General features: G+C 70.4%; 15 protein-coding genes and 1 tRNA gene. 7 read left to right on the forward strand and 9 right to left on the reverse strand.

Annotation, left to right across the window (positions count from 1 at the left end):
* The first annotated feature begins 63 nt into the window (after positions 1-63).
* From ACYUD3_RS17135 to ACYUD3_RS17150, 4 genes are read left to right on the forward strand one after another with little or no spacing between them, the layout of a single operon-like run.
* Positions 64-993, forward strand: a complete 930-nt coding sequence (locus ACYUD3_RS17135; RefSeq protein WP_470970371.1) for a branched-chain amino acid ABC transporter permease — start codon at positions 64-66, stop codon at positions 991-993.
* Between the two features lie 5 nt (positions 994-998).
* Positions 999-2,822, forward strand: coding sequence for a branched-chain amino acid ABC transporter permease (locus ACYUD3_RS17140; protein WP_470970374.1), 1,824 nt, complete (start codon positions 999-1,001; stop codon positions 2,820-2,822).
* Positions 2,823-2,826: 4 nt separating this feature from the next.
* Positions 2,827-3,705: an ABC transporter ATP-binding protein gene (locus tag ACYUD3_RS17145; protein WP_470970376.1), complete on the forward strand. Its 879-nt coding sequence runs from the start codon at positions 2,827-2,829 to the stop codon at positions 3,703-3,705.
* Complete coding sequence (locus ACYUD3_RS17150) at positions 3,702-4,418, forward strand: ABC transporter ATP-binding protein (protein WP_470970378.1); 717 nt, start codon at positions 3,702-3,704, stop codon at positions 4,416-4,418. Before ACYUD3_RS17145 ends, ACYUD3_RS17150 begins: the two co-directional genes overlap by 4 nt.
* A gap of 288 nt (positions 4,419-4,706) precedes the next feature.
* Here the strand turns inward: ACYUD3_RS17150 and ACYUD3_RS17155 are convergent, their stop codons facing one another.
* Positions 4,707-5,360 (reverse strand): ANTAR domain-containing response regulator, encoded by a 654-nt coding sequence (locus ACYUD3_RS17155; RefSeq protein ID WP_470970381.1) that lies wholly within the window; start codon positions 5,358-5,360, stop codon positions 4,707-4,709.
* Between the two features lie 100 nt (positions 5,361-5,460).
* Between ACYUD3_RS17155 and ACYUD3_RS17160 the strand changes: the two genes are divergently transcribed.
* A tRNA-Leu gene (locus tag ACYUD3_RS17160) sits at positions 5,461-5,533 on the forward strand.
* A 99-nt stretch (positions 5,534-5,632) separates the two neighbouring features.
* Here ACYUD3_RS17160 and pyk read toward each other — a convergent pair.
* Together pyk and ACYUD3_RS17170 are read right to left on the reverse strand one after the other, a co-directional pair.
* Positions 5,633-7,069, reverse strand: a complete 1,437-nt coding sequence (gene pyk, locus ACYUD3_RS17165) for a pyruvate kinase (protein WP_470970383.1) — start codon at positions 7,067-7,069, stop codon at positions 5,633-5,635.
* A gap of 123 nt (positions 7,070-7,192) precedes the next feature.
* Positions 7,193-7,867 (reverse strand): SIMPL domain-containing protein, encoded by a 675-nt coding sequence (locus tag ACYUD3_RS17170; protein WP_470970386.1) that lies wholly within the window; start codon positions 7,865-7,867, stop codon positions 7,193-7,195.
* Between the two features lie 131 nt (positions 7,868-7,998).
* Here ACYUD3_RS17170 and ACYUD3_RS17175 point away from each other — a divergent pair, with 131 nt between their 5' ends.
* On the forward strand, positions 7,999-9,795 hold the full coding sequence (locus ACYUD3_RS17175; RefSeq protein ID WP_470970387.1) for a bifunctional metallophosphatase/5'-nucleotidase: 1,797 nt from the start codon (positions 7,999-8,001) through the stop codon (positions 9,793-9,795).
* 60 nt (positions 9,796-9,855) lie between these two features.
* Here the strand turns inward: ACYUD3_RS17175 and ACYUD3_RS17180 are convergent, their stop codons facing one another.
* The 4 genes from ACYUD3_RS17180 to ACYUD3_RS17195 all read right to left on the reverse strand — a co-directional run bounded on the left by ACYUD3_RS17180 (position 9,856) and on the right by ACYUD3_RS17195 (position 15,851).
* The gene (locus ACYUD3_RS17180) at positions 9,856-11,256 is read right to left on the reverse strand and encodes a lysine N(6)-hydroxylase/L-ornithine N(5)-oxygenase family protein (RefSeq protein ID WP_470970390.1); all 1,401 of its coding nucleotides are present in this window, start codon (positions 11,254-11,256) and stop codon (positions 9,856-9,858) included.
* Positions 11,253-12,743, reverse strand: a complete 1,491-nt coding sequence (locus ACYUD3_RS17185) for a pyridoxal phosphate-dependent decarboxylase family protein (RefSeq protein WP_470970392.1) — start codon at positions 12,741-12,743, stop codon at positions 11,253-11,255. The genes ACYUD3_RS17180 and ACYUD3_RS17185 overlap by 4 nt, the downstream gene beginning before the upstream one ends.
* A 199-nt stretch (positions 12,744-12,942) precedes the next feature.
* On the reverse strand, positions 12,943-15,402 hold the full coding sequence (gene pepN / locus ACYUD3_RS17190) for an aminopeptidase N (RefSeq protein WP_470970394.1): 2,460 nt from the start codon (positions 15,400-15,402) through the stop codon (positions 12,943-12,945).
* 107 nt (positions 15,403-15,509) lie between these two features.
* A complete protein-coding gene (locus tag ACYUD3_RS17195; RefSeq protein WP_470970397.1) occupies positions 15,510-15,851 on the reverse strand; it encodes a chorismate mutase in 342 nt (113 codons plus the stop codon).
* A 105-nt stretch (positions 15,852-15,956) separates the two neighbouring features.
* On the opposite strand from ACYUD3_RS17195, the gene ACYUD3_RS17200 reads away from it, so the two are divergent.
* On the forward strand, positions 15,957-16,823 hold the full coding sequence (locus tag ACYUD3_RS17200; protein ID WP_470970960.1) for a hypothetical protein: 867 nt from the start codon (positions 15,957-15,959) through the stop codon (positions 16,821-16,823).
* A 3-nt stretch (positions 16,824-16,826) separates the two neighbouring features.
* On the opposite strand, the gene ACYUD3_RS17205 is transcribed toward ACYUD3_RS17200, so the two are convergent.
* Both ACYUD3_RS17205 and qcrB read right to left on the reverse strand, forming a co-directional pair.
* Positions 16,827-17,984 (reverse strand): acetyl-CoA C-acetyltransferase, encoded by a 1,158-nt coding sequence (locus ACYUD3_RS17205; protein WP_470970399.1) that lies wholly within the window; start codon positions 17,982-17,984, stop codon positions 16,827-16,829.
* Between the two features lie 79 nt (positions 17,985-18,063).
* Positions 18,064-19,686, reverse strand: coding sequence for a cytochrome bc1 complex cytochrome b subunit (gene qcrB / locus ACYUD3_RS17210; protein ID WP_470970401.1), 1,623 nt, complete (start codon positions 19,684-19,686; stop codon positions 18,064-18,066).
* Positions 19,687-19,716 lie beyond the last annotated feature (30 nt).

The raw sequence follows: 19,716 nt of genomic DNA on the forward strand, positions 1-19,716 counted from the left end.
CGGCCCCGCCGGAGCACATCCGGATGCCGGATCCCCCAACCGAACCGTCTCGGAGGACATGCGGTGAACGAACTGCCGCAGCAGCTGGTCAACGGCCTGCTACTGGGAGCAATGTACGGGCTGGTCGCCATCGGTTACACCATGGTCTACGGCATCGTCCAGCTCATCAACTTCGCCCACGGCGAGATCTTCATGACCGGCGCCTTCGGCGCGCTCACGGTCTCGCTCTGGCTGCCGAGCGGCACCAGCATGTGGGTGCTGCTGCCGCTGATGCTGGCCGGGGCGATCCTCGTCTCGGTCACCGTCGCGGTGGGGGCGGAGCGGTTCGCCTACCGTCCGCTGCGCGGTGCCCCCCGGCTCGCGCCGCTGATCACCGCGATCGGTCTGTCGCTGGCGCTCCAGCAGGCGGTCTGGGCCTGGTACCCGGACGCCAAGTCCTCGCGCACCTTCCCCGAGATCGCGGGCGGCCCCTTCCACCTGGGCAACGTCACGATCCAGACCGGTGACATCTTCCTGCTGTGCGCGGCGCCGGTCAGCATGGCGTTCCTCGCGTACTTCGTGATGAAGACCCGCACCGGGCGCGGTATGCAGGCCACCGCCCAGGACCCGGACACCGCGCGGCTGATGGGCGTCAACACCGACCGGATCATCGTGATCGCGTTCGCGCTGGGCGCCGCCTTCGCCGCCGTCGGGGCCGTCGCGTACGGGCTGAAGTACGGCGAGATCAACTTCCGGATGGGCTTCATCCTGGGCCTGAAGGCGTTCACCGCGGCCGTCCTCGGCGGGATCGGCAACATCTACGGCGCGATGATCGGCGGGATCGTCCTCGGGGTCGCGGAGACCCTGGCGACCGCGTACATCGCGGACATCCCCGGTCTGGACAAGTTCGGCAGCCAGTCCTGGGCCGACGTCTGGGCCTTCGTACTCCTCATCCTCGTGCTTCTGCTGCGGCCCCAGGGGCTGCTCGGCGAGCGCGTCGCGGACAGGGCGTGAGAGCCATGACGACACAGACCACCACGCCCGAGACCCCGAGCACCCCGGTCCCCGCCGCGGGCGGGCTGATACCCCTGCCGGAGAAGGCGGGCCGCGCGCTCGCGACCGGCGGCGCCGCCCTGACGGTCGTCTCCGCGTTCCTCGCCTGGACCTGGACCGCCGACTTCCCCGGCGACCTGACGGTGTACGGCTACCCGGGCGGCCTCCAGGTCCTCGTCCTGGTCGGCGCCCTCCTGACCACCCTGTTCTGCCTGTCCTCCTACGGCGTCAAGGGCCTGACCTGGCTCACCCCCGCCGGAAGCGACGGCGCGGTCAAGTTCGCGGCGCTCGCCACCTTCGCGACCGCCTGGTACACGGCCTTGTCCATCAGCACCGAGCTCGGCGGCCTCGTCAACCTCGAACCCGGCGGTTTCCTCGCCGCGGTCGCGTCCCTCGCCGCCCTGGCCGGCGCCCTCGCGCTGCCCTTCGAACGCCCCGCCCCCGAACCCCTCGACCCCGACGACTCGGGCTGGGACCAGTTCAGGCAGCGGGCCCGGCACGCGGGGGCGACCCTGCGCGCCGCGTTCGCCGGAGGCACCCCGAAGCCGGTCGGCAAGCTCCCGGCCTACGCCGAGATCCTGATCATCGTCGGCATTCTCGCCCTCGGCCTGACCGTCTTCACCTACGGCATCGGCACCGAGTACGACGAGCTGTTCATCGGGTTCCTCATCACCACCGGGTTCGGGTTCGCCGCGCTGAACAAGTCCGGTCTCGTCGCCCAGGCCTCCCAGCTGACCGCGCGCCACCAGAACGTCACGATCTGCGGCGCGTTCCTCGCGGCGGCGGCGTTCCCGTTCACGCAGACCGACGACCAGTACGCGACGATCGGCGTCTACATCCTGATCTTCGCGACGGTCGCCCTCGGCCTGAACATCGTCGTCGGCCTCGCGGGCCTGCTCGACCTCGGGTACGTCGCCTTCCTCGGCGTCGGCGCCTACGCCTCGGCGCTGGTGTCGGGCTCGCCGAGCTCGCCGTTCGGGGTGCATCTGCCGTTCTGGGCGGCCCTGTTGGTCGGCGCGGCGGCCTCGCTGGTGTTCGGGGTGCTGATCGGCGCGCCCACGCTGCGGCTGCGCGGCGACTACCTCGCGATCGTGACGCTGGGCTTCGGTGAGATCTTCCGGATCACCGCGAACAACCTGGACGGCACCTCGGGCCCGGACGTCACCAACGGCTCCAACGGCATCTCCTCGATCCCGAACCTGAAGATCTTCGGCTTCGACTTCGGCGCGCAGCACGACATCGCCGGGTTCACGATCGGCCGGTTCGCGAACTACTTCTTCCTGATGCTGCTGATCACGGCGGTCGTGGTGCTGGTCTTCCGGCGCTCCAGCGACTCGCGGATCGGCCGCGCGTGGGTCGCGATCCGCGAGGACGAGACGGCCGCGCTCGCCATGGGCATCAACGGCTTCCGGGTCAAGCTGATCGCGTTCGCGGTCGGCGCCTCCCTCGCGGGCCTCGCCGGCACGGTCCAGGCGCACGTCACCTACACGGTCACCCCGGAGCAGTACCTGTTCGCGGGGACGATCCCGCCGAACTCGGCGTTCCTGCTGGCCGCGGTCGTCCTGGGCGGCATGGGCACGATCAGCGGACCGCTCGTCGGCGCGGCGCTGCTGTTCCTGATCCCCAACAAGCTCCAGTTCCTCGGCGACTACCAGCTCTTCACCTTCGGTCTCGCCCTGGTCCTGCTGATGCGGTTCCGCCCGGAGGGCCTGATCCCGAACCGGCGCCGCCAGCTGGAGTTCCACGAGGAGGCGGAAGCGCCCACCGTCCTTTCGAAGGCAGGGGCCTGACACCATGACGAACACGGTTCTCGACGCCCGCGGCGTCACCATGCGCTTCGGCGGGCTGACCGCCGTACGCGGAGTCGACCTCCAGGTGGGCAGTGGGGAGATCGTCGGCTTGATCGGCCCGAACGGGGCCGGCAAGACGACCTTCTTCAACTGTCTGACCGGGCTGTACGTCCCCACCGAGGGCGAGGTCCGCTACCGGGACAAGGTGCTGCCGCCCAAGCCCTTCAAGGTGACGGCGGCCGGGATCGCCCGGACCTTCCAGAACATCCGGCTGTTCGCGAACATGACGGTCCTGGAGAACGTCCTCGTGGGCCGGCACACCCGGACCAAGGAGGGCTTCTGGTCGGCCGTCCTCAGGCTCCCCGGCTTCCACAAGGCGGAGGCCGAATCGCGCGAACGGGCCCTGGAACTCCTCCAGTTCGTGGGCCTCGCGCACAAGGCGGACCACCTCGCGCGCAATCTGCCCTACGGCGAGCAGCGCAAGCTGGAGATCGCGCGGGCGCTGGCGAGCGAGCCGGGCCTGCTGCTCCTCGACGAGCCGACGGCCGGCATGAACCCGCAGGAGACGCGGGCCACCGAGGAGCTGGTCTTCGCCATCCGCGACCAGGGCATCGCCGTCCTCGTCATCGAGCACGACATGCGGTTCATCTTCAACCTCTGCGACCGGGTCGCCGTCCTCGTCCAGGGGCAGAAGCTGATCGAGGGGGACAGCGCGACCGTCCAGGGCGACGAACGCGTCGTCGCCGCCTATCTCGGGGAGCCCATCGAGGGGGCGCCCGGCGCCGACGAGGCCGCCCGGGTCGAGGCCGCCGAGGCGCACGCCGAAGAGGCCCACGCCGACCGCCCGACGGACGCCGAGCCCGGCAAGGAGAACGCGCGATGACCGCACTGCTCGAAGTGGAGGACCTGCGGGTCGCCTACGGCAAGATCGAGGCCGTCAAGGGGATCTCCTTCTCGGTCGAGGCCGGCGAGGTCGTCACCCTGATCGGCACCAACGGCGCCGGCAAGACGACGACCCTGCGTACGCTGTCCGGCCTGCTCAAGCCCGTCGGCGGACATATCCGGTTCAACGGGAAGTCGCTGAAGAAGGTGCCCGCGCACGACATCGTCGCGCTCGGCCTCGCCCACTCCCCCGAGGGGCGGCACATCTTCCCGCGCATGAGCATCGAGGACAATCTGCGCCTCGGCGCGTTCCTGCGCAGCGACAAGCCCGGCATCGAGAAGGACATCCAGCGCGCCTACGACCTCTTCCCGATCCTCGGTGAGCGGCGCAGGCAGGCGGCGGGCACCCTCTCCGGCGGTGAGCAGCAGATGCTCGCGATGGGGCGGGCGCTGATGTCCCAGCCGAAGCTGCTGATGCTGGACGAGCCGTCCATGGGGCTCTCGCCGATCATGATGCAGAAGATCATGGCGACGATCGCGGAGCTGAAGTCCGGGGGGACGACGATTCTGCTGGTCGAGCAGAACGCCCAGGCCGCGCTGTCGCTCGCCGACCATGGGCATGTGATGGAGGTCGGCAACATCGTGCTGTCGGGGACGGGACAGGACCTGCTGCACGACGAGTCGGTACGCAAGGCGTACTTGGGCGAGGACTAGAAACACGTAAGGGGCGGCCTCCAAGGAGGCCGCCCCTTACCCATGTCTAGGGCCTGTCCGGCGGATCTTGCTGGGGTCGCGGGCCCTGGCACGCGCTCCCCCAAGCTCTTCGAGCAGGGGGTACCCCCAGGCGTTGTCGTCGGTTGCCGACGTCCCCCAGCCTTCGGCCGGGAGGTGCCCCCACCGCGTCGACGCCCTCCTCCGCCTTGCAGCTGCACGCACCAGACCCCGCTCACGTGAGCTGGGCAGATCCGTCTATTTCCTCCAGCCTGATCCGCCGGACAGGCCCTAGCCCTTCGACGCCTTCTTCTCGTCCGCGTCCGCGATGACCGCCTCCGCCACCTGCTGCATCGACATCCGCCGGTCCATCGACGTCTTCTGGATCCACCGGAACGCGGCCGGCTCGGTCAGTCCGTACTCGGTCTGGAGGATCGACTTCGCGCGGTCCACCAGCTTGCGCGTCTCCAGGCGGAGGGTGAGGTCGGCGACCTCCTTCTCCAGTTCCTTCAGCTCGGTGAAGCGCGAGACGGCCATCTCGATGGCGGGCACGACGTCGCTCTTGCTGAACGGCTTGACCAGGTAGGCCATCGCGCCGGCGTCCCGGGCCCGCTCGACGAGGTCGCGCTGGGAGAAGGCGGTGAGCATGAGGACCGGCGCGATCCGCTCCTCGGCGATCTTCTCGGCCGCCGAGATCCCGTCCAGCTTGGGCATCTTGACGTCGAGGATGACGAGGTCGGGCCGGTGCTCGCGGGCCAGCTCGACGGCCTGCTCGCCGTCACCGGCCTCGCCGACGACGTCGTACCCCTCTTCCTCGAGCATTTCCTTGAGGTCGAGGCGGATCAGGGCCTCGTCCTCGGCGATGACGACGCGGGTCGTCAGCGGAGGCACGTGCGACTTGTCGTCGTCGGGCGCGTCTGCGGGCTGGGGCGACTCGGCGGTCACTTGGGCTCCTCGTTCAGGGCAGGGGTACTGCTGACAAGAGCCTACCTAGCTGCGGTAAGGTGGGGCACGGCGGGTGACCGCCGACCTTTGATTGCAAGGGGCCCCGGTAGCCCAGCGGTAGAGGCAATGGTCTCAAACACCATCCAGCGTCGGTTCGAATCCGACCCGGGGTACTTTCCTTAGAAACACAGCTTTTCGGGCATCCCCGGAGGATCATCGTCGGATGATCCTCCGTTTTCGTCTGCGGATCCTCATCCCCCGGGCCCCTACGCCTACTTGGGGCTGTCGTCCTCCCCGATGTGATGGACCCGCACCATGTTGGTCGAACCGGACACCCCGGGCGGCGAACCGGCGGTGATGACGACCACGTCGCCCTTCTGGCAGCGCCCGTGCCTCAGCAGCAGCTCGTCCACCTGGCCGACCATCGCGTCGGTGGAGTCGACGTACGGGCCCAGCAGGGTCTCGACGCCCCAGGAGACGCTGAGCTGGGCGCGGGTGGCCGGGTCGGGGGTGAAGGCGAGCAGCGGGATCGGGGAGCGGTAGCGCGAAAGCCGTCGGACGGTATCGCCCGACTGGGTGAACGCGACCAGGAAGCGGGCGCCGAGGAAGTCGCCCATCTCGGCCGCCGCGCGGGCGACCGCCCCGCCCTGGGTGCGCGGCTTGTTCGACTCGGTCAGCGGCGGGAGGCCCTTGGCGAGGAGGTCCTCCTCGGCGGCCTCGACGATCCTGGCCATCGTGCGGACCGCGCCGATGGGGTGCTTGCCCACGCTGGTCTCGCCGGAGAGCATCACCGCGTCCGCGCCGTCGATGACCGCGTTGGCGACATCGCTGGCCTCGGCGCGCGTCGGCCGGGAGTTCTCGATCATCGAGTCGAGCATCTGGGTCGCGACGATGACCGGCTTGGCGTTGCGCCTGGCCAGCTTGACCGCGCGCTTCTGCACGATCGGGACCTGCTCCAGCGGCATCTCGACGCCCAGATCCCCCCGGGCGACCATGATCCCGTCGAAGGCGGCGACGATGTCGTCGATCGCCTCGACCGCCTGCGGCTTCTCCACCTTGGCGATGACGGGCAGCCGGCGCCCCTCCTCGTCCATGATCCGGTGGACGTCGACGATGTCACGCCCCGAACGGACGAAGGACAGCGCGACGACGTCGAAGCCGGTGCGCAGGGCCCAGCGCAGATCGGCCTCGTCCTTCGCGGAGAGCGCGGGCACGGAGACGGCGACGCCGGGCAGGTTCAGCCCCTTGTGGTCGGAGATCACCCCGCCCTCGACGACGGTGGTGCGCACGCGCGGCCCGTCCACCTCGACGACCTCCAGGCAGACCTTGCCGTCGTCGACGAGGACGCGCTCGCCCGGGGTGACATCGGCGGCGAGGCCCGCGTACGTCGTGCCGCAGGAGTGGCGGTCGCCCTCGGCGCCCTCCTCGACGGTGATCGTGAAGGAGTCGCCGCGCTCCAGGAGGACCGGGCCCTCGGTGAAGCGGCCGAGTCTGATCTTCGGACCCTGAAGGTCGGCGAGCAGACCGACCGCCCGGCCGGTCTCCTCCGCCGCCTTGCGGACGCGGCGGAAACGCTCCTCGTGCTCGGCGTGTCCGCCGTGGCTGAGGTTGAAGCGGGCGACGTCCATCCCGGCGTCGACCAGGGCCTTGATCTGGTCGTACGAGTCGGTGGCGGGCCCCAGGGTGCAGACGATCTTTGCTCGGCGCATACTCCGACCCTAGGCCCTACCGGGGGGTAGTGAATTGGCCGCGTATGGCCGCTCAACAACCTTTACGTGAAAGCTTGTTGACAAAGGTTTAAGTGTGCACCCCTATGCTCCGATGAGCACCCTTCAAGGTGACAGGACGGGGTTCATCGTGAACCGGGCGGTGACCTCCGCCTCCACCCGCAGCAGCGGCGGCTCCAGGTCCAGCGGCTCGGGCGCGCTCTCCACCGCCGCCAGCTGCCGCATCGCCCGCCCGAACGCGGCCCGGGGCCGGGGCGGCTGCGCCTCCCCCGTGTCCGACAGCTCGATCAGCGCCGCGACCGCCGTCCCGAGCGCCTCGGCGTACTCGCGCGCCCGCCGGACGGCGTCCTGCACCGCCCGGGTCCGGGCCTCCCGGTACGCCGGCGAGTCGGGGCGCAGTTCCCAGGAGGGGCCCTCGACCTGGGTGAGGTCGAGGTCGGCGAGGCGGGTGGCGAGTTCGCCGAGGGCGGTGAAGTCGGTAAGGAGGGCGGTGAGATGGGTGTGGCCGTGATAGCTGCGGATCTTCTCGCCCCGGCCGCGTTCGGCGAGTTCGGGCGCGACGGAGAAGGTGCCGGAGGAGACGTGCTCGACGGCGTCGCCGTACGACGTGACCAGGTCGAGGGCAGCCGCGTTGCGGGCGGTCAGGTCGGCGAGGACAGAACGGCGGTCGCGGGCGCGGGCGGTGACGGTGATGCCGAGGCGGGCGCGTTCGGGGCCGGTCTCGACCAGGGCCTGGCCACGGACGGTGAGCAGAGGTGTGTCAGGGGTGCCGTTCGTCATGCGGTCCACTCTGGCACGTCCGATTCGGCACGTCAGGTCACCGGATCGCAACCTGCCAGACCTGTTGCCGGAGGTCATGTCCGGGTCAGAATCTACGCGCGTCGTTGACCAGTTCCCTAGGAGAGCACGACATGCCGTTGAACCGCCGGAAGTTCCTGAAGAAGTCCGCCGCGACCGGAGCGGGGGTGGCGGTGGCGAGCGCGGTGGCGGCGCCGGCGGCAGAGGCGGCCCAGCCGGTGCGGAAGAAGAAGCGCTACGCGCTGACCGTGCTCGGCACGACCGACCTGCACGGCCACGTCTTCAACTGGGACTACTTCAAGGACGCGGAGTACAAGGACGCGGCCGGCAACGCCCAGGGCCTGGCCCGCATCTCGACCCTCGTCAACCAGCTCCGCAAGGAGAAGGGCCGCGAGAACACCCTCCTCATCGACGCGGGCGACACCATCCAGGGCACCCCGCTCACCTACTACTACGCGAAGGTCGACCCGATCACCGCCAAGGGCGGCCCGGTCCACCCCATGGCGCGGGCCATGAACGCGATCGGGTACGACGCCGCCGCGCTCGGCAACCACGAGTTCAACTACGGCATCGAGACCCTGCGCACGTTCGAGTCCCAGCTGCGCTTCCCCCTGCTGGGCGCGAACGCCGTCGACGCGAAGACCCTGAAGCCCGCGTTCCAGCCGTACGTCATCAAGACCCTCTGCCCGAAGGGCGCCCCGCCGGTCAAGGTCGCGATCCTCGGCCTCACCAACCCCGGCATCGCGATCTGGGACAAGGCCTACGTCCAGGGCAAGCTGGCGTTCCCCGGTCTTGAGGAGCAGGCCGCGAAGTGGGTCCCGAAGCTGCGCTCCCTGGGCGCGGACGTCGTCATCGTCTCGGCCCACTCCGGTTCCTCGGGCACCTCCTCCTACGGTGACCAGCTCCCGTACGTCGAGAACGCCGCCGCGAACATCGCCAAGCAGGTCCCCGGCATCGACGCGATCCTGGTCGGCCACGCGCACGTGGAGATCCCGGAGCTGAAGGTCGTCAACGACAAGACCGGCAAGACCGTGGTCCTCTCGGAGCCGCTGGCGTACGCGGAGCGGCTGTCGGTGTTCGACGTCGAGCTGGTCTTCGAACGCGGGCGCTGGAGCGTCGAGTCGGTGTCGTCGAAGGTCCTCAACTCCAACACCGTCGCCGACGACCCGAAGATCACCAAGCTGCTGAGCGACGAGCACGCGAAGGTCGTCAAGTACGTCAACCAGGTCGTCGGCACGGCGACCCAGACGCTGACGACAGTCGAGGCCCGCTACAAGGACGCCCCGATCATCGACCTCATCACGAAGGTCCAGGAGGACGTGGTGAAGGCGGCCCTCGCCGGCACCTCCTACGCCGCCCTCCCCGTCCTCTCCCAGGCCTCCCCGTTCTCCCGCACCTCGGAGATCCCGGCCGGCAACGTGACGATCCGCGACCTGTCGAGCCTGTACGTGTACGACAACACGCTGGTCGCGAAGCTGATGACGGGCGCGCAGCTGCGGGCGTACCTGGAGTACTCGGCGCAGTACTACGTCCAGACCCCGGCGGGCGCGGCCGTGGACGCCGACAAGCTGACGAACGCGGGCAACCGCCCCGACTACAACTACGACTACGTGTCGGGTCTCTCCTACGACATCGACATCGCGCAGCCGGCCGGTTCCCGGATCAAGAACCTCACCTACAAGGGGGCGGCGCTCGACGACGCCCAGCAGTTCGTGTTCGCCGTGAACAACTACCGCGCCAACGGCGGCGGGGCGTTCCCGCACGTCGCCTCGGCGCAGGAGTTGTGGGCGGAGTCGACGGAGATCCGGACGCGGATCGCGGAGTGGGTGACGGCGAAGGGCGTGCTTGACCCGAAGGACTTCGCGTCGGTGGACTGGAAGCTGACGCGGGACGGCACGCCGGTTTTCTAAGTCCCTTGCGTTAGGCGGCTGTTGGGGGGATCCGGTGTTCCGGGTCCCCCTCGCGGCGGTTCAGCGGCCTTCGACCAGCGGGGTCAGCGTCTGCGGGCGGCGGGCCGCCGGGACCCTCGGCAGCGGCTCAAGTCCGAACGTGGTGAACGCCGTTCGGCTCGGCAGCTGGTACGTCTCCTTGCCCATCAGCGAGTTGAGGATGCTCGCGCTGCGCCAGGCCGCGAGGCCCAGGTCGGGCGCGCCCACGCCGTGCGAGTGGCGTTCCGCGTTCTGGACGTGGACCGCGCCGGTGACGGCCGGGTCCAGGACGAGTCTGAACTGCTCGTCGATACGCGGGCGTTCGGCGGCGTCGCGGCTCAGGAAGGGGTCGAGTCCGGCGAGGAGCTGGTCCAGGGGGCGTTCGCGGTGGCCGGTGGCGAGGACGACGGCGTCGGTGGCGAGCCGGGAGCGGGTGCCCTGCTGGACGTGTTCCAGGTGGAGTTCGACCTTCGTGGTCGCGAGCCGTCCGGCGGTGCGGACGCGGACGCCGGGGGTGAGGACGGCGTCGGGCCAGCCACCGTGCAGCGTGCGGTCGTACAGCTCGTCGTGGATCGCGGCGAGGGTGGCCGCGTCGATCGCCTTGTGCAAGTGGCCCTGGCGGGCGAGGAGTTGCTCCCTGGTCTCGTCCGGGAGGGCGTGGAAGTAGCGGGTGTAGTCGGGGGTGAAGTGTTCCAGGCCGAGCTTGGAGTACTCCATGGGCGTGAAAGCCTCGCTGCGGCCGATCCAGTGCAGCTTCTCGGCGCCGGGCGGGCGGTGGCGCAGCAGGTCGAGGAAGATCTCCGCGCCGGACTGCCCGGACCCGACGACCGTGACGTGCCCGGCGGCGAGCAGCGCCGCGCGGTGGTCGAGGTACTCGCAGGAGTGCAGCACGGGAAAGCCGGGCGCCTCGGCCAACGGCCGCAGCGGCTCCGGGACATAGGGTTCCGTGCCGACACCGAGGACGACGTTCCGCGTGTACGTCCGCCCCAGCGCCTCCGCCTCGCCGTCCGCGTCGAGCTGGGTGAAGTCGACCTCGAACAGCTCGCGTTCGGCGTTCCAGCGGACGGCGTCGACCTGGTGGCGGAAGTGCAGCCCGGGGAGGTGCTGGGCGACCCAGCGGCAGTAGGCGTCGTACTCCGCGCGCTGGATGTGGAAGCGCTCGGCGAAGTAGAAGGGGAAGAGGCGGTCGCGGGTCTTGAGGTAGTTGAGGAACGTCCAGGGGCTGGCCGGGTCGGCGAGGGTCACCAGGTCGGCCAGGAAGGGGACTTGGACCCGGGTGCCCTCGATGAGGAGGCCGGGGTGCCAGGAGAACGAGGGGCGCTGCTCGTAGAAGACCGCGTCGAGGCCGGCCAGCGGCTGGGCGAGGGCGGCGAGCGAGAGGTTGACGGGGCCGAGGCCGACGCCGACCAGGTCGCGGGGGGTCTCGGGGTCCGGGGTGGTCATGCGGGGGTGGTTCCTTCCACGAGGTGCAGCAGCCGGTCCAGATCGTCCGGCCGGGTACGGGGGTTCAGCAGCGTCACCTTCAGCCACAGCCGCCCGTCCATCCGCGCCCGCCCCAGCACGGCCCGCCCCTGCTCCAGCAACGCCCTTCTGACGTCCGCGACGTGGGCGTCGCTCGCGGACAGCGGGCGGAACAGGACGGTGCTGATCGCCGGGGTGTCGTACAGCTCGAAGCGGGGGTGGGCGGCGATGCGGCCCGCGAACTCCTGGGCGGTCGCGCAGACTTGGTCGATCAGCGCCGAAATCCCTTCGCGGCCCAGGGACTTGAGGGTGACCGCGATCTTCAGGACGTCCGGTCTGCGGGTCGTGCGCAGTGAGCGGCCCAGCAGGTCGGGGAGTCCCGCCTCCGTGTCGTCGTCCGCGTTCAGGTAGTCGGCGCGCAGGTGGAGGGCGGCGAGGTCGGTCGCGTCGCGGACGGCGAGGAGTCCTGCGGCGACCGGCTGCCAGCCGAGTTTGTGCAGGTCGAGGGTGACGGTGTGGGCGGCGCGGAGGCCGTCGAGCTTGGCCCGGTGCCGGGCGCTGAAGAGGAGGGGGCCGCCGTAGGCCGCGTCGACGTGCAGCCGCGCGCCGTGCGCCGCGCAGCGGGCGGCGATCTCGGGGAGCGGGTCGATGAGACCGGCGTCGGTGGTGCCGGCGGTGGCGGCGACGAGGGTGGGGCCCTTGAGGCGGGTGAGGGCTTCGTCGAGGGCGACGGGGTCGAGGACGCCTGCGGGGGCGGGGACGACGAGAGGCTCGGGCAGCCCGAGCAGCCAGGCCGAACGGGCGAGGGAGTGATGGGAGTTGGCGCCACAGACCAGCCGGACGCTGCCGGAGTGGGCTTCGCGGGCGAGGAGGAGGGCGAGTTGGTTGGCTTCGGTGCCGCCGGTGGTGAAAAGCGCCCCCCTTTTTTGCGGCTCGGTTCGCCTCCGGGGCGCCTGAGTCGGTGTCGAGAGCGCGACCGTGCTCGACCCTTCGGGCCTCCGCGCGCTCACCCTCTCGACACCGACGCGCCCCTTCGGCTCACTCGCCGGTGCGGTCCCGTAGACCTCATCGGCGAGCGCCCTCGTCACCCACCCCTCCAGCTCCGACCCCCCCGGCCCCTGATCCCAGGAGTCCAGCGACGGGTTCAGCACCGAAACCGCCAGATCGGCGGCGGCCGGCAACGCCAGCGGCGGGCAGTGGAGATGGGCCGCGCACAGCGGGTCCGCCGGGTCGGCGGAGGTCTCCGCGAGCGCCTGTACCAACGCCCCCAGCGCCGCAGGGTCCCCCCGCTCCGGCAGCACCTCCCCCACCGCCTCCCGCATCCGCGCGGCGACCTTCTCAGGTCCGCCGCCCGGCAGCGGGCCCCCGCGCGCCCGCGCCCCCGCCGCCAGCGCGGCCAGCACGGTGTCGAGCAACGGGCGTAAGGCGTCCGGCCCTTCGGGACCCGAAGCGAGGGGCGGCACACTCATGGATGCCTCCGGTGCGGTCGTCGAGGTCTGGCGGGAACGAGAGCCACTCCAGCTTGTCCCGAAAGAAAAGGACACGCACCGAAACCCCGGCGATCAGCCCCGAAAGGGGGACGCCCGCGCGGCGAAAATATGTTTCTACGACCCCGGCGGCGCCGCCTCCTTGACGCCACAGCGCCGCCCCGGCCCGCGCACCCCCCGGCTACACCCCCCGCACCTTCAACACCCGCGCCAGATCATCGAGTTCATCCGCCAGCCGCCTCCGCAGCGCGGGAATCGCCTCCCCCTCCGCCAGACAGGCCTCCCCGAGCCGCAGGTTCTCGGCGTCGACGGCATAGGCGGGAAACGCCCACCGCCCCACGGCCGTCGCCATCGCGGGCCCCCGCCGGGCCGCGACGGCGACGGCGGCCTCGTAGAACCGCCCCACGAACGGCCGCAGCAGCTCGGCCTGTTCGGGCTGCCAGAAGCCCTGGGCCGTGGCGGTGAACAGGTAGTTGGACAGCTCGTCGGAGTCGAACATGGCCGCCCACGCCCGCTCCTTGGACGCGAGTTCAGGCAGCGCCGCACGGCAACGCGCCGCCCCTTCCTGACCGGTTGCGGAAGGGTCGCGCACCAACTCGGCGGCGATGGCGGCCTCGCCCGTCTCCCCCAGCACGGCGAGCCGCGCCAGGATCCGCCAGCGCAGCGCGGGATCCAGCTCGGGTCCCCCCGGCACCGTCCCGTCCGCGAGCCACGCGGCGATGGTGTCGGGGTGCGCGGCGACGTCGATGAAGTGCCGGACCGCGATGAGCCGCAGGCCGGGGCTGTCGCCGTCCTCGGTGCGGCGGATGAGGTCGCGGCACAGGGAGCCGAGCGTCGAGAGGGCGGCCGGGCGCTCCTCGGGGGTCAGGTAGCGGTCGGCGAGCTGGCCGGCGAAGCCGAGGACCGCTTCGGCGAGCGCGAGGTCGGTCTCGTGCGGGAGGTGCGCGCGGGCGGTCTCCAGGTAGGCGGCGGGCGGGAGTTCACCGTCGCGCACGGCGTCGCGCAGGGCGTTCCAGACGACCGCGCGGGTCAGCGGGTCGGGCAGCCGGGAGAGTCCGGCGCGGACCGGGCCGAAGGAGTCGAAGCGGACCTTGGCGTAGGTGAGGTCGCCGTCGTTGAGGAGCAGCACCGCGGGCTTCTTGCCCAGCGGGACGGGCTCGCTCTGGGGGACGTCCAGGTCGAGGCGTTCGCGCAGGACGAGCCCGTCGCCGTGTCCGTCGTACAGCCCTACGCCGATGCGGTGCGGCCTGCTGCCGGCGCGTTCCACGGTGAGGGTGTGGGCGGCGCCGGTGCCCGCGACGACCGGGGTGAGGGTGTCGACGCCGGTGGTGCGCAGCCAGGCGTCGGCCCAGGCGTGGACGTCGCGGTCGGTGGCGGAGGCGAGGGAGTCGACGAAGTCGGCGAGGGAGGCGTTGGCGAACTTGTGCCGTTCGATGTGGGTGTTGATGCCGGCGAGGAAGTCCTTCTCGCCGAGCCAGGTCACCAGCTGCCGTAGCGCGGACGCCCCCTTGGCGTAGGAGATGCCGTCGAAGTTGAGGAGGGCGGCGGCGGTGTCGTCGACCTTCTCGGGGGCGACCGGGTGGGTCGAGGGGCGCTGGTCGGCGTCGTAGCCCCAGGCCTTGCGGGAGACGCCGAACTCGACCCAGGGGCCCTTGAAGCGCGTCGCCTCGGCCGTCGTCTGGTAGCCCATGTACTCGGCGAAGGACTCGTTCAGCCAGATGTCGTCCCACCAGCGCAGGGTGACGAGGTCGCCGAACCACATGTGGGCCATCTCGTGGGCGATGACCATCGCGCGGGACTGGCGTTCGGTGTCGGTGACGGCGGAGCGGAAGACGAACTCGTCGCGGAAGGTGACCAGTCCGGGGTTCTCCATGGCGCCGGCGTTGAACTCGGGGACGAACGCCTGGTCGTAGGAGTCGTACGGGTAGGGCTCGGTGAACTTCTCGTGGTAGCGGTCGAAGCACTGGCGGGTGATCTCGAAGAGTTCGTCCGCGTCCGCGTCGAGGTAGGGGGCCAGGGAGCGGCGGCAGTGCAGGCCGAAGGGGAGGCCGGCGTGCTCGGTGCGCACGGAGTGCCAGGGGCCGGCGGCGACGGCGACGAGGTAGGTGGAGGTCAGCGGGGTCGGGGCGGCCTTCCAGCGGCCGGCGCCGAGGTGTTCGGTGACGCCGTTGGCGAGGACGCTCCAGCCCTCGGGGGCCGTGACGGTCAGGTCGAAGACGGACTTCAGGTCGGGCTGGTCGAAGGCGGCGAAGACGCGCTGGACGTCCTCCATGAACAGCTGGGTGTAGACGTAGGTCTCGCCGTCGGCGGGGTCGGTGAAGCGGTGCATGCCCTCGCCGGTGCGCGAGTAGCGCATCCGGGCCTCGACGCGCAGTTCGTGCGCACCCGCCGTGAGGTGCAGCGGCAGCCGGTTGCCGGCCAGCGTGCCGGGGTCGACGGCGTCCCCGTCGAGCTGGACGGAGAGCAGTTCGGCGGGCTTGATCTCGACGAAGGTCTCCGCGCCCGTGCGCGCGGTGAAGCGGATGACGGTGGCGGACGCGAAGGTCTCGTCACCGGTGGTGAGATCGAGTTCGACGGCGTAGTGGTCGACGTCGAGGAGTTCGGCACGGCTCTGCGCTTCGTCGCGCGTCAGTACGGACATGCGGGCCATGCTGCCTGATCCCGCAGTCCGGGCACAGAGGCGGATCGGTACGAGCCTCTTTGTCCGCCTCTGTGAGCCCAATAGGCGCCCCCCGCAAGGGAGTTGATCTAGGAGTCGGCCGGGCCGCCGTGGGCGTCCTCCGCGATCCGCTCGTGGTGGCGGATGACCTCCGCGATGATGAAGTTGAGGAACTTCTCCGCGAACGCCGGATCGAGCTTGGCGTTCTCCGCGAGCACCCGCAGCCGCTCGATCTGGCGGGACTCGCGCGCCGGGTCGGCGGGCGGCAGCTGATGGCGGGCCTTGAGGTAGCCGACCTGCTGGGTGGCCTTGAAGCGTTCGGCGAGCATGTGGACGACGGCGGCGTCGATGTTGTCGATGCTGTCGCGCAGCCGGTTCAGCTCCTCGCGGACGGCCGCGTCGACTCCGGCGTTCCCGGTATGACTGGTCATGGTCGTCAACCCTAGTCCGTGCAGGTGAACCAGGTACCGCCGGTCCACTCCTCGTACTGCGCGGTCGCTCCTCGTACAGTGGAGACGACTGCATGGGGGTGCGGCGTGGGCAACGGCGGACCGGTCGAGCACGGCTTCCCGCACCTGGAGACGGTACGGGCGGCGGTCACGGCCCTGTACAAGCGGCTGTCGTACGACACCGTGCGCACGTTCGCCACCAGCGTGCCGCCCGTCGACGTGGCCTTCTCCGACGCCGACGACCTGCATCTGGGCGCCCAGCGGGTGGCCCGCGAGCTGGTGCGGCACTTCCGGCTGCCGGACGCGCGGATGATCGTCGGCTTCCGGACGATGGAGCACGCGGCGAGCGTCGAGCTGGCGGCGGGCCCGGAGTACTTCATCGAGCTGAACGACCGCTTCCGCACCCACCGCGAGGACATCGGCGCGGCCCTCGCCCACGAGATCATGCACGTCTACCTGCACCGCCTCGGCCTCTCCTTCCCCGGCACCCGGGACAACGAGATCCTGACGGACACCGCGACGACGTACCTGGGCGCCGGCTGGCTCCTCCTGGACGCCTACCGCGAACACGGCGAGGCCTCCCAGAAGCTCGGCTACCTGACCCCGGAGGAGTTCGGCTACGTCCTCGCCAAGCGGGCCCTGTTCTTCGACGAGGACCCGCGCATCTGGTTCACCAGCCCGCAGGCGTACGAGGCGTACGAGGCGGGCCTGGACCGGGCCCGCCTCGACGGACGCCAGCCGCCGCTGACGGCCGCGGGGTGGGCGGGCCGGCGGCGGTACGCCAGGGACCGCAAGCACGCGCACACGACCCCGCAGTACGCGTTCTCCCCGGGGACGCCGCCGCGGGTGAGCTTCCCGTGCCCGACCTGTCATCAGAAGCTGCGGGTGCCGGTGCGGGGGCGGGTGCGGGCGCGGTGCGCGCTGTGCGGGACGGTCCTGGAGTGCGACACCTGAGTCTCACAGCCGCTCCACGATCGTCACGTTCGCCTGCCCCCCGCCCTCGCACATCGTCTGCAACCCGTACCGCCCCCCGGTCCGCTCCAGCTCGTGCAGCAGCGTCACCATCAGCCGCGCCCCCGTCGCCCCCAGCGGATGCCCCAGCGCGATGGCGCCCCCGTTGACGTTGACCTTCGCCGGATCGGCCCCCGTCTCCTTCAGCCAGGCCAGCACCACGGGCGCGAACGCCTCGTTGATCTCGACGAGGTCGATCGCGTCGAGGGTGAGCCCGGTCTTCTTCAGGGCGTGCGCGGTCGCCGGGATGGGCGCGGTGAGCATCCGGATCGGGTCCTCCCCGCGTACGGAGAGGTGGTGCACGCGGGCGCGCGGGGTGAGCCCGTGTTCGCGGACCGCCCGCTCGGAGGCGAGCAGCAGCGCGGCGGCGCCGTCGGAGACCTGGGAGGAGCAGGCGGCGGTGACGGTACCGCCGTCGAGGACGGGCTTGAGGGCGGCCATCCTGGCCAGGGAGGTGTCCCGGCGCGGGCCCTCGTCGACCTCGACTCCCCGGTAGAGGACGGTCTCCCGCCGGAACCGGCCCGCGTCGATCGCGGCGAGCGCCCGCCGGTGGGAGCGCAGCGCGAACTCCTCCTGGGCCTCCCTGCCGATCCCCCACTTCGCGGCGATCATCTCGGCGCCCGCGAACTGGTTGACGGGCCGCTGCCCGTACCGCGCCCGCCACCCCTCGCTGCCCGCGAACGGCCCCTCGGTGAAGCCGAGCGGCACCGCCGCCTGCCGGGTCGCGTAGGCGATGGGCACCTGGGTCATGTTCTGCACCCCGCCCGCGACGACGAGGTCCTGCGTCCCCGACAGCACGGCCTGCGCCGCGAAGTGCAGCGCCTGCTGCGAGGACCCGCACTGCCGGTCGACGGTCACCCCGGGCACCTCCTCGGGCAGCCCGGCGGCGAGCCAGGAGGTCCGGGCGATGTCCCCGGCCTGCGGCCCCACGGCGTCCAGGCAGCCGAAGACGACGTCCTCGACGGCGGCGGGGTCGACGCCGGAGCGTTCCATGAGCGCGCGCAGCACATGTGCGCCGAGGTCGGCCGGATGGACCCCGCCGAGCCCTCCCCCGCGCTTCCCGACCGGCGTACGGACCGCTTCGACGATGTAGGCCTCGGCCATGGCGAACTCCCTGTTCGGCGACGGGCGTTCGCACGATACCCACCAAGCACTTGCTAGGGAAGAGACACCTGACACTCCGTCAGTGATGGCCCTGCGTCAGCGCCTTGTACTCCTCCTCCGTCGGCTTCGGGATCTGCGTGTCCGGTCCGAACATCGCCTTGGACAGCCGCGCCCGCACCCGCTGCGAGACGGTCACCTTCCGCCGGACCCCATTGGCATCGACGCGCGCGCCGATCTCGTACGGCTGCGGCTGTTCGTGCTGGGTGAGGGTGAACAGGCGGCCCTGGCCGAGGGGTTTGTGGACTTCCACGTACTCGCCGTGCGGGAGGCGTTTGAGGGTGCCGGTCTCGATGCCGTGCAGGACGAGGTTGCGGTCGTGGCGCTGGAGGCCCATGCAGACGCGTTTGGTGAGGAGGAAGGCGAGGACGGGGACGACGAAGACGCCGACGCGGACGAACCAGGTGATGGCGTTGATGGAGAGGTGGAGGTGGGTGGCGACGATGTCGTTGCCGCCGCCGATGAGGAACATGGCGTAGAGGGCGAGCCAGGCGACGCCGAGTCCGGTGCGGACGGGGACGTTGCGCGGACGGTCGAGGAGGTGGTGTTCGCGTGTGTCGCCGGTGATCCAGGATTCCAGGAACGGATAGGCGCCGATGGCCGCGAGGATCAGGGGGAAGAGCGTGAACGGAATGAAGACGCCCAATTGAAGGGTGTGGCCCCAGGCGTCGATCTCCCAGGCCGGCATCACGCGGATCAGCCCCTCGGAGAATCCGAGATACCAGTCGGGCTGCGCGCCGGTCGTCACGAGATCGGGCCGGTAGGGGCCGAACGCCCAGACCGGGTTGATGGTCGCGATTCCGCCCATCAGCGCGAGGACGCCGAAGACGAGGAAGAAGAATCCGCCGGCCTTCGCCATGTAGACCGGCATGAACGGCATTCCGATCACGGATTTCTCGTCGCGGCCGGGCCCCGGATACTGCGTGTGCTTGTGGTAGAAGACCAGGATCAGGTGGCCGACGACCAGTCCGAGCATGATCCCGGGCAGCAGCAGGATATGGATCGGATAGAGCCGCGAGATGAAGTCGACTCCCGGCCATTCCCCGCCGAACAGGAAGAAGGAGAGGTACGTCCCGACGATCGGGATGGACAGGATCGCCCCGTCCGCGAACCGCAGACCGGTGCCGGACAGCAGGTCGTCGGGCAGGGAGTAGCCGGTCAGACCGGTCATGATGCCCAGGAACAGCAGGGTCCAGCCGAACACCCAGTTCAGCTCGCGGGGTTTGCGGAACGCGCCGGTGAAGAACACCCGCATCATGTGGATCAGCATTCCCGCGACGAACACCAGCGCCGCCCAGTGATGGATCTGCCGGATCAGCAGACCGCCGCGTACGTCGAAACTGATGTCCAGCGTCGACTTGTACGCCTGGGTCATCGGGATGCCGTTGAGCGGCGTATAGGTGCCGTTGTAGATGACTTCGCTGTTGCTGGGTGCGAAGAACAGGGTCAGATAGACGCCGGTGAGGATCAGGATGAGAAAGCTGTACAGGCAGATCTCGCCCAGCATGAAGGACCAGTGATCGGGAAAGACCTTGCGCAGATTGGCCTTCGCCAGTGTGTAGATCCCTAACCGGCCGTCGGCCCAGTCGGCGAATTTCTCGCCGCCGCCCCGTTCGTCCGCCCGCGTCCGGTCGCTCACGCTCATGCCGTCCTCCCCGTCGGATCACCTCAGGGT

The organism is Streptomyces sp. AMJ-169 (assembly GCF_055597585.1).

Bases quoted from the DNA above. Each gene is read 5' to 3' on its own strand.
- ACYUD3_RS17140 (WP_470970374.1), top strand. From the start codon at position 999: ATGACGACACAGACCACCACGCCCGAGACCCCGAGCACCCCGGTCCCC.
- ACYUD3_RS17145 (WP_470970376.1), top strand. From the start codon at position 2,827: ATGACGAACACGGTTCTCGACGCCCGCGGCGTCACCATGCGCTTCGGC.
- ACYUD3_RS17150 (WP_470970378.1), top strand. From the start codon at position 3,702: ATGACCGCACTGCTCGAAGTGGAGGACCTGCGGGTCGCCTACGGCAAG.
- pyk (WP_470970383.1), bottom strand. From the start codon at position 7,069: ATGCGCCGAGCAAAGATCGTCTGCACCCTGGGGCCCGCCACCGACTCG.
- ACYUD3_RS17170 (WP_470970386.1), bottom strand. From the start codon at position 7,867: ATGACGAACGGCACCCCTGACACACCTCTGCTCACCGTCCGTGGCCAG.
- ACYUD3_RS17175 (WP_470970387.1), top strand. From the start codon at position 7,999: ATGCCGTTGAACCGCCGGAAGTTCCTGAAGAAGTCCGCCGCGACCGGA.
- ACYUD3_RS17180 (WP_470970390.1), bottom strand. From the start codon at position 11,256: ATGACCACCCCGGACCCCGAGACCCCCCGCGACCTGGTCGGCGTCGGC.
- ACYUD3_RS17185 (WP_470970392.1), bottom strand. From the start codon at position 12,743: ATGAGTGTGCCGCCCCTCGCTTCGGGTCCCGAAGGGCCGGACGCCTTA.
- pepN (WP_470970394.1), bottom strand. From the start codon at position 15,402: ATGTCCGTACTGACGCGCGACGAAGCGCAGAGCCGTGCCGAACTCCTC.
- ACYUD3_RS17195 (WP_470970397.1), bottom strand. From the start codon at position 15,851: ATGACCAGTCATACCGGGAACGCCGGAGTCGACGCGGCCGTCCGCGAG.
- ACYUD3_RS17205 (WP_470970399.1), bottom strand. From the start codon at position 17,984: ATGGCCGAGGCCTACATCGTCGAAGCGGTCCGTACGCCGGTCGGGAAG.
- qcrB (WP_470970401.1), bottom strand. From the start codon at position 19,686: ATGAGCGTGAGCGACCGGACGCGGGCGGACGAACGGGGCGGCGGCGAG.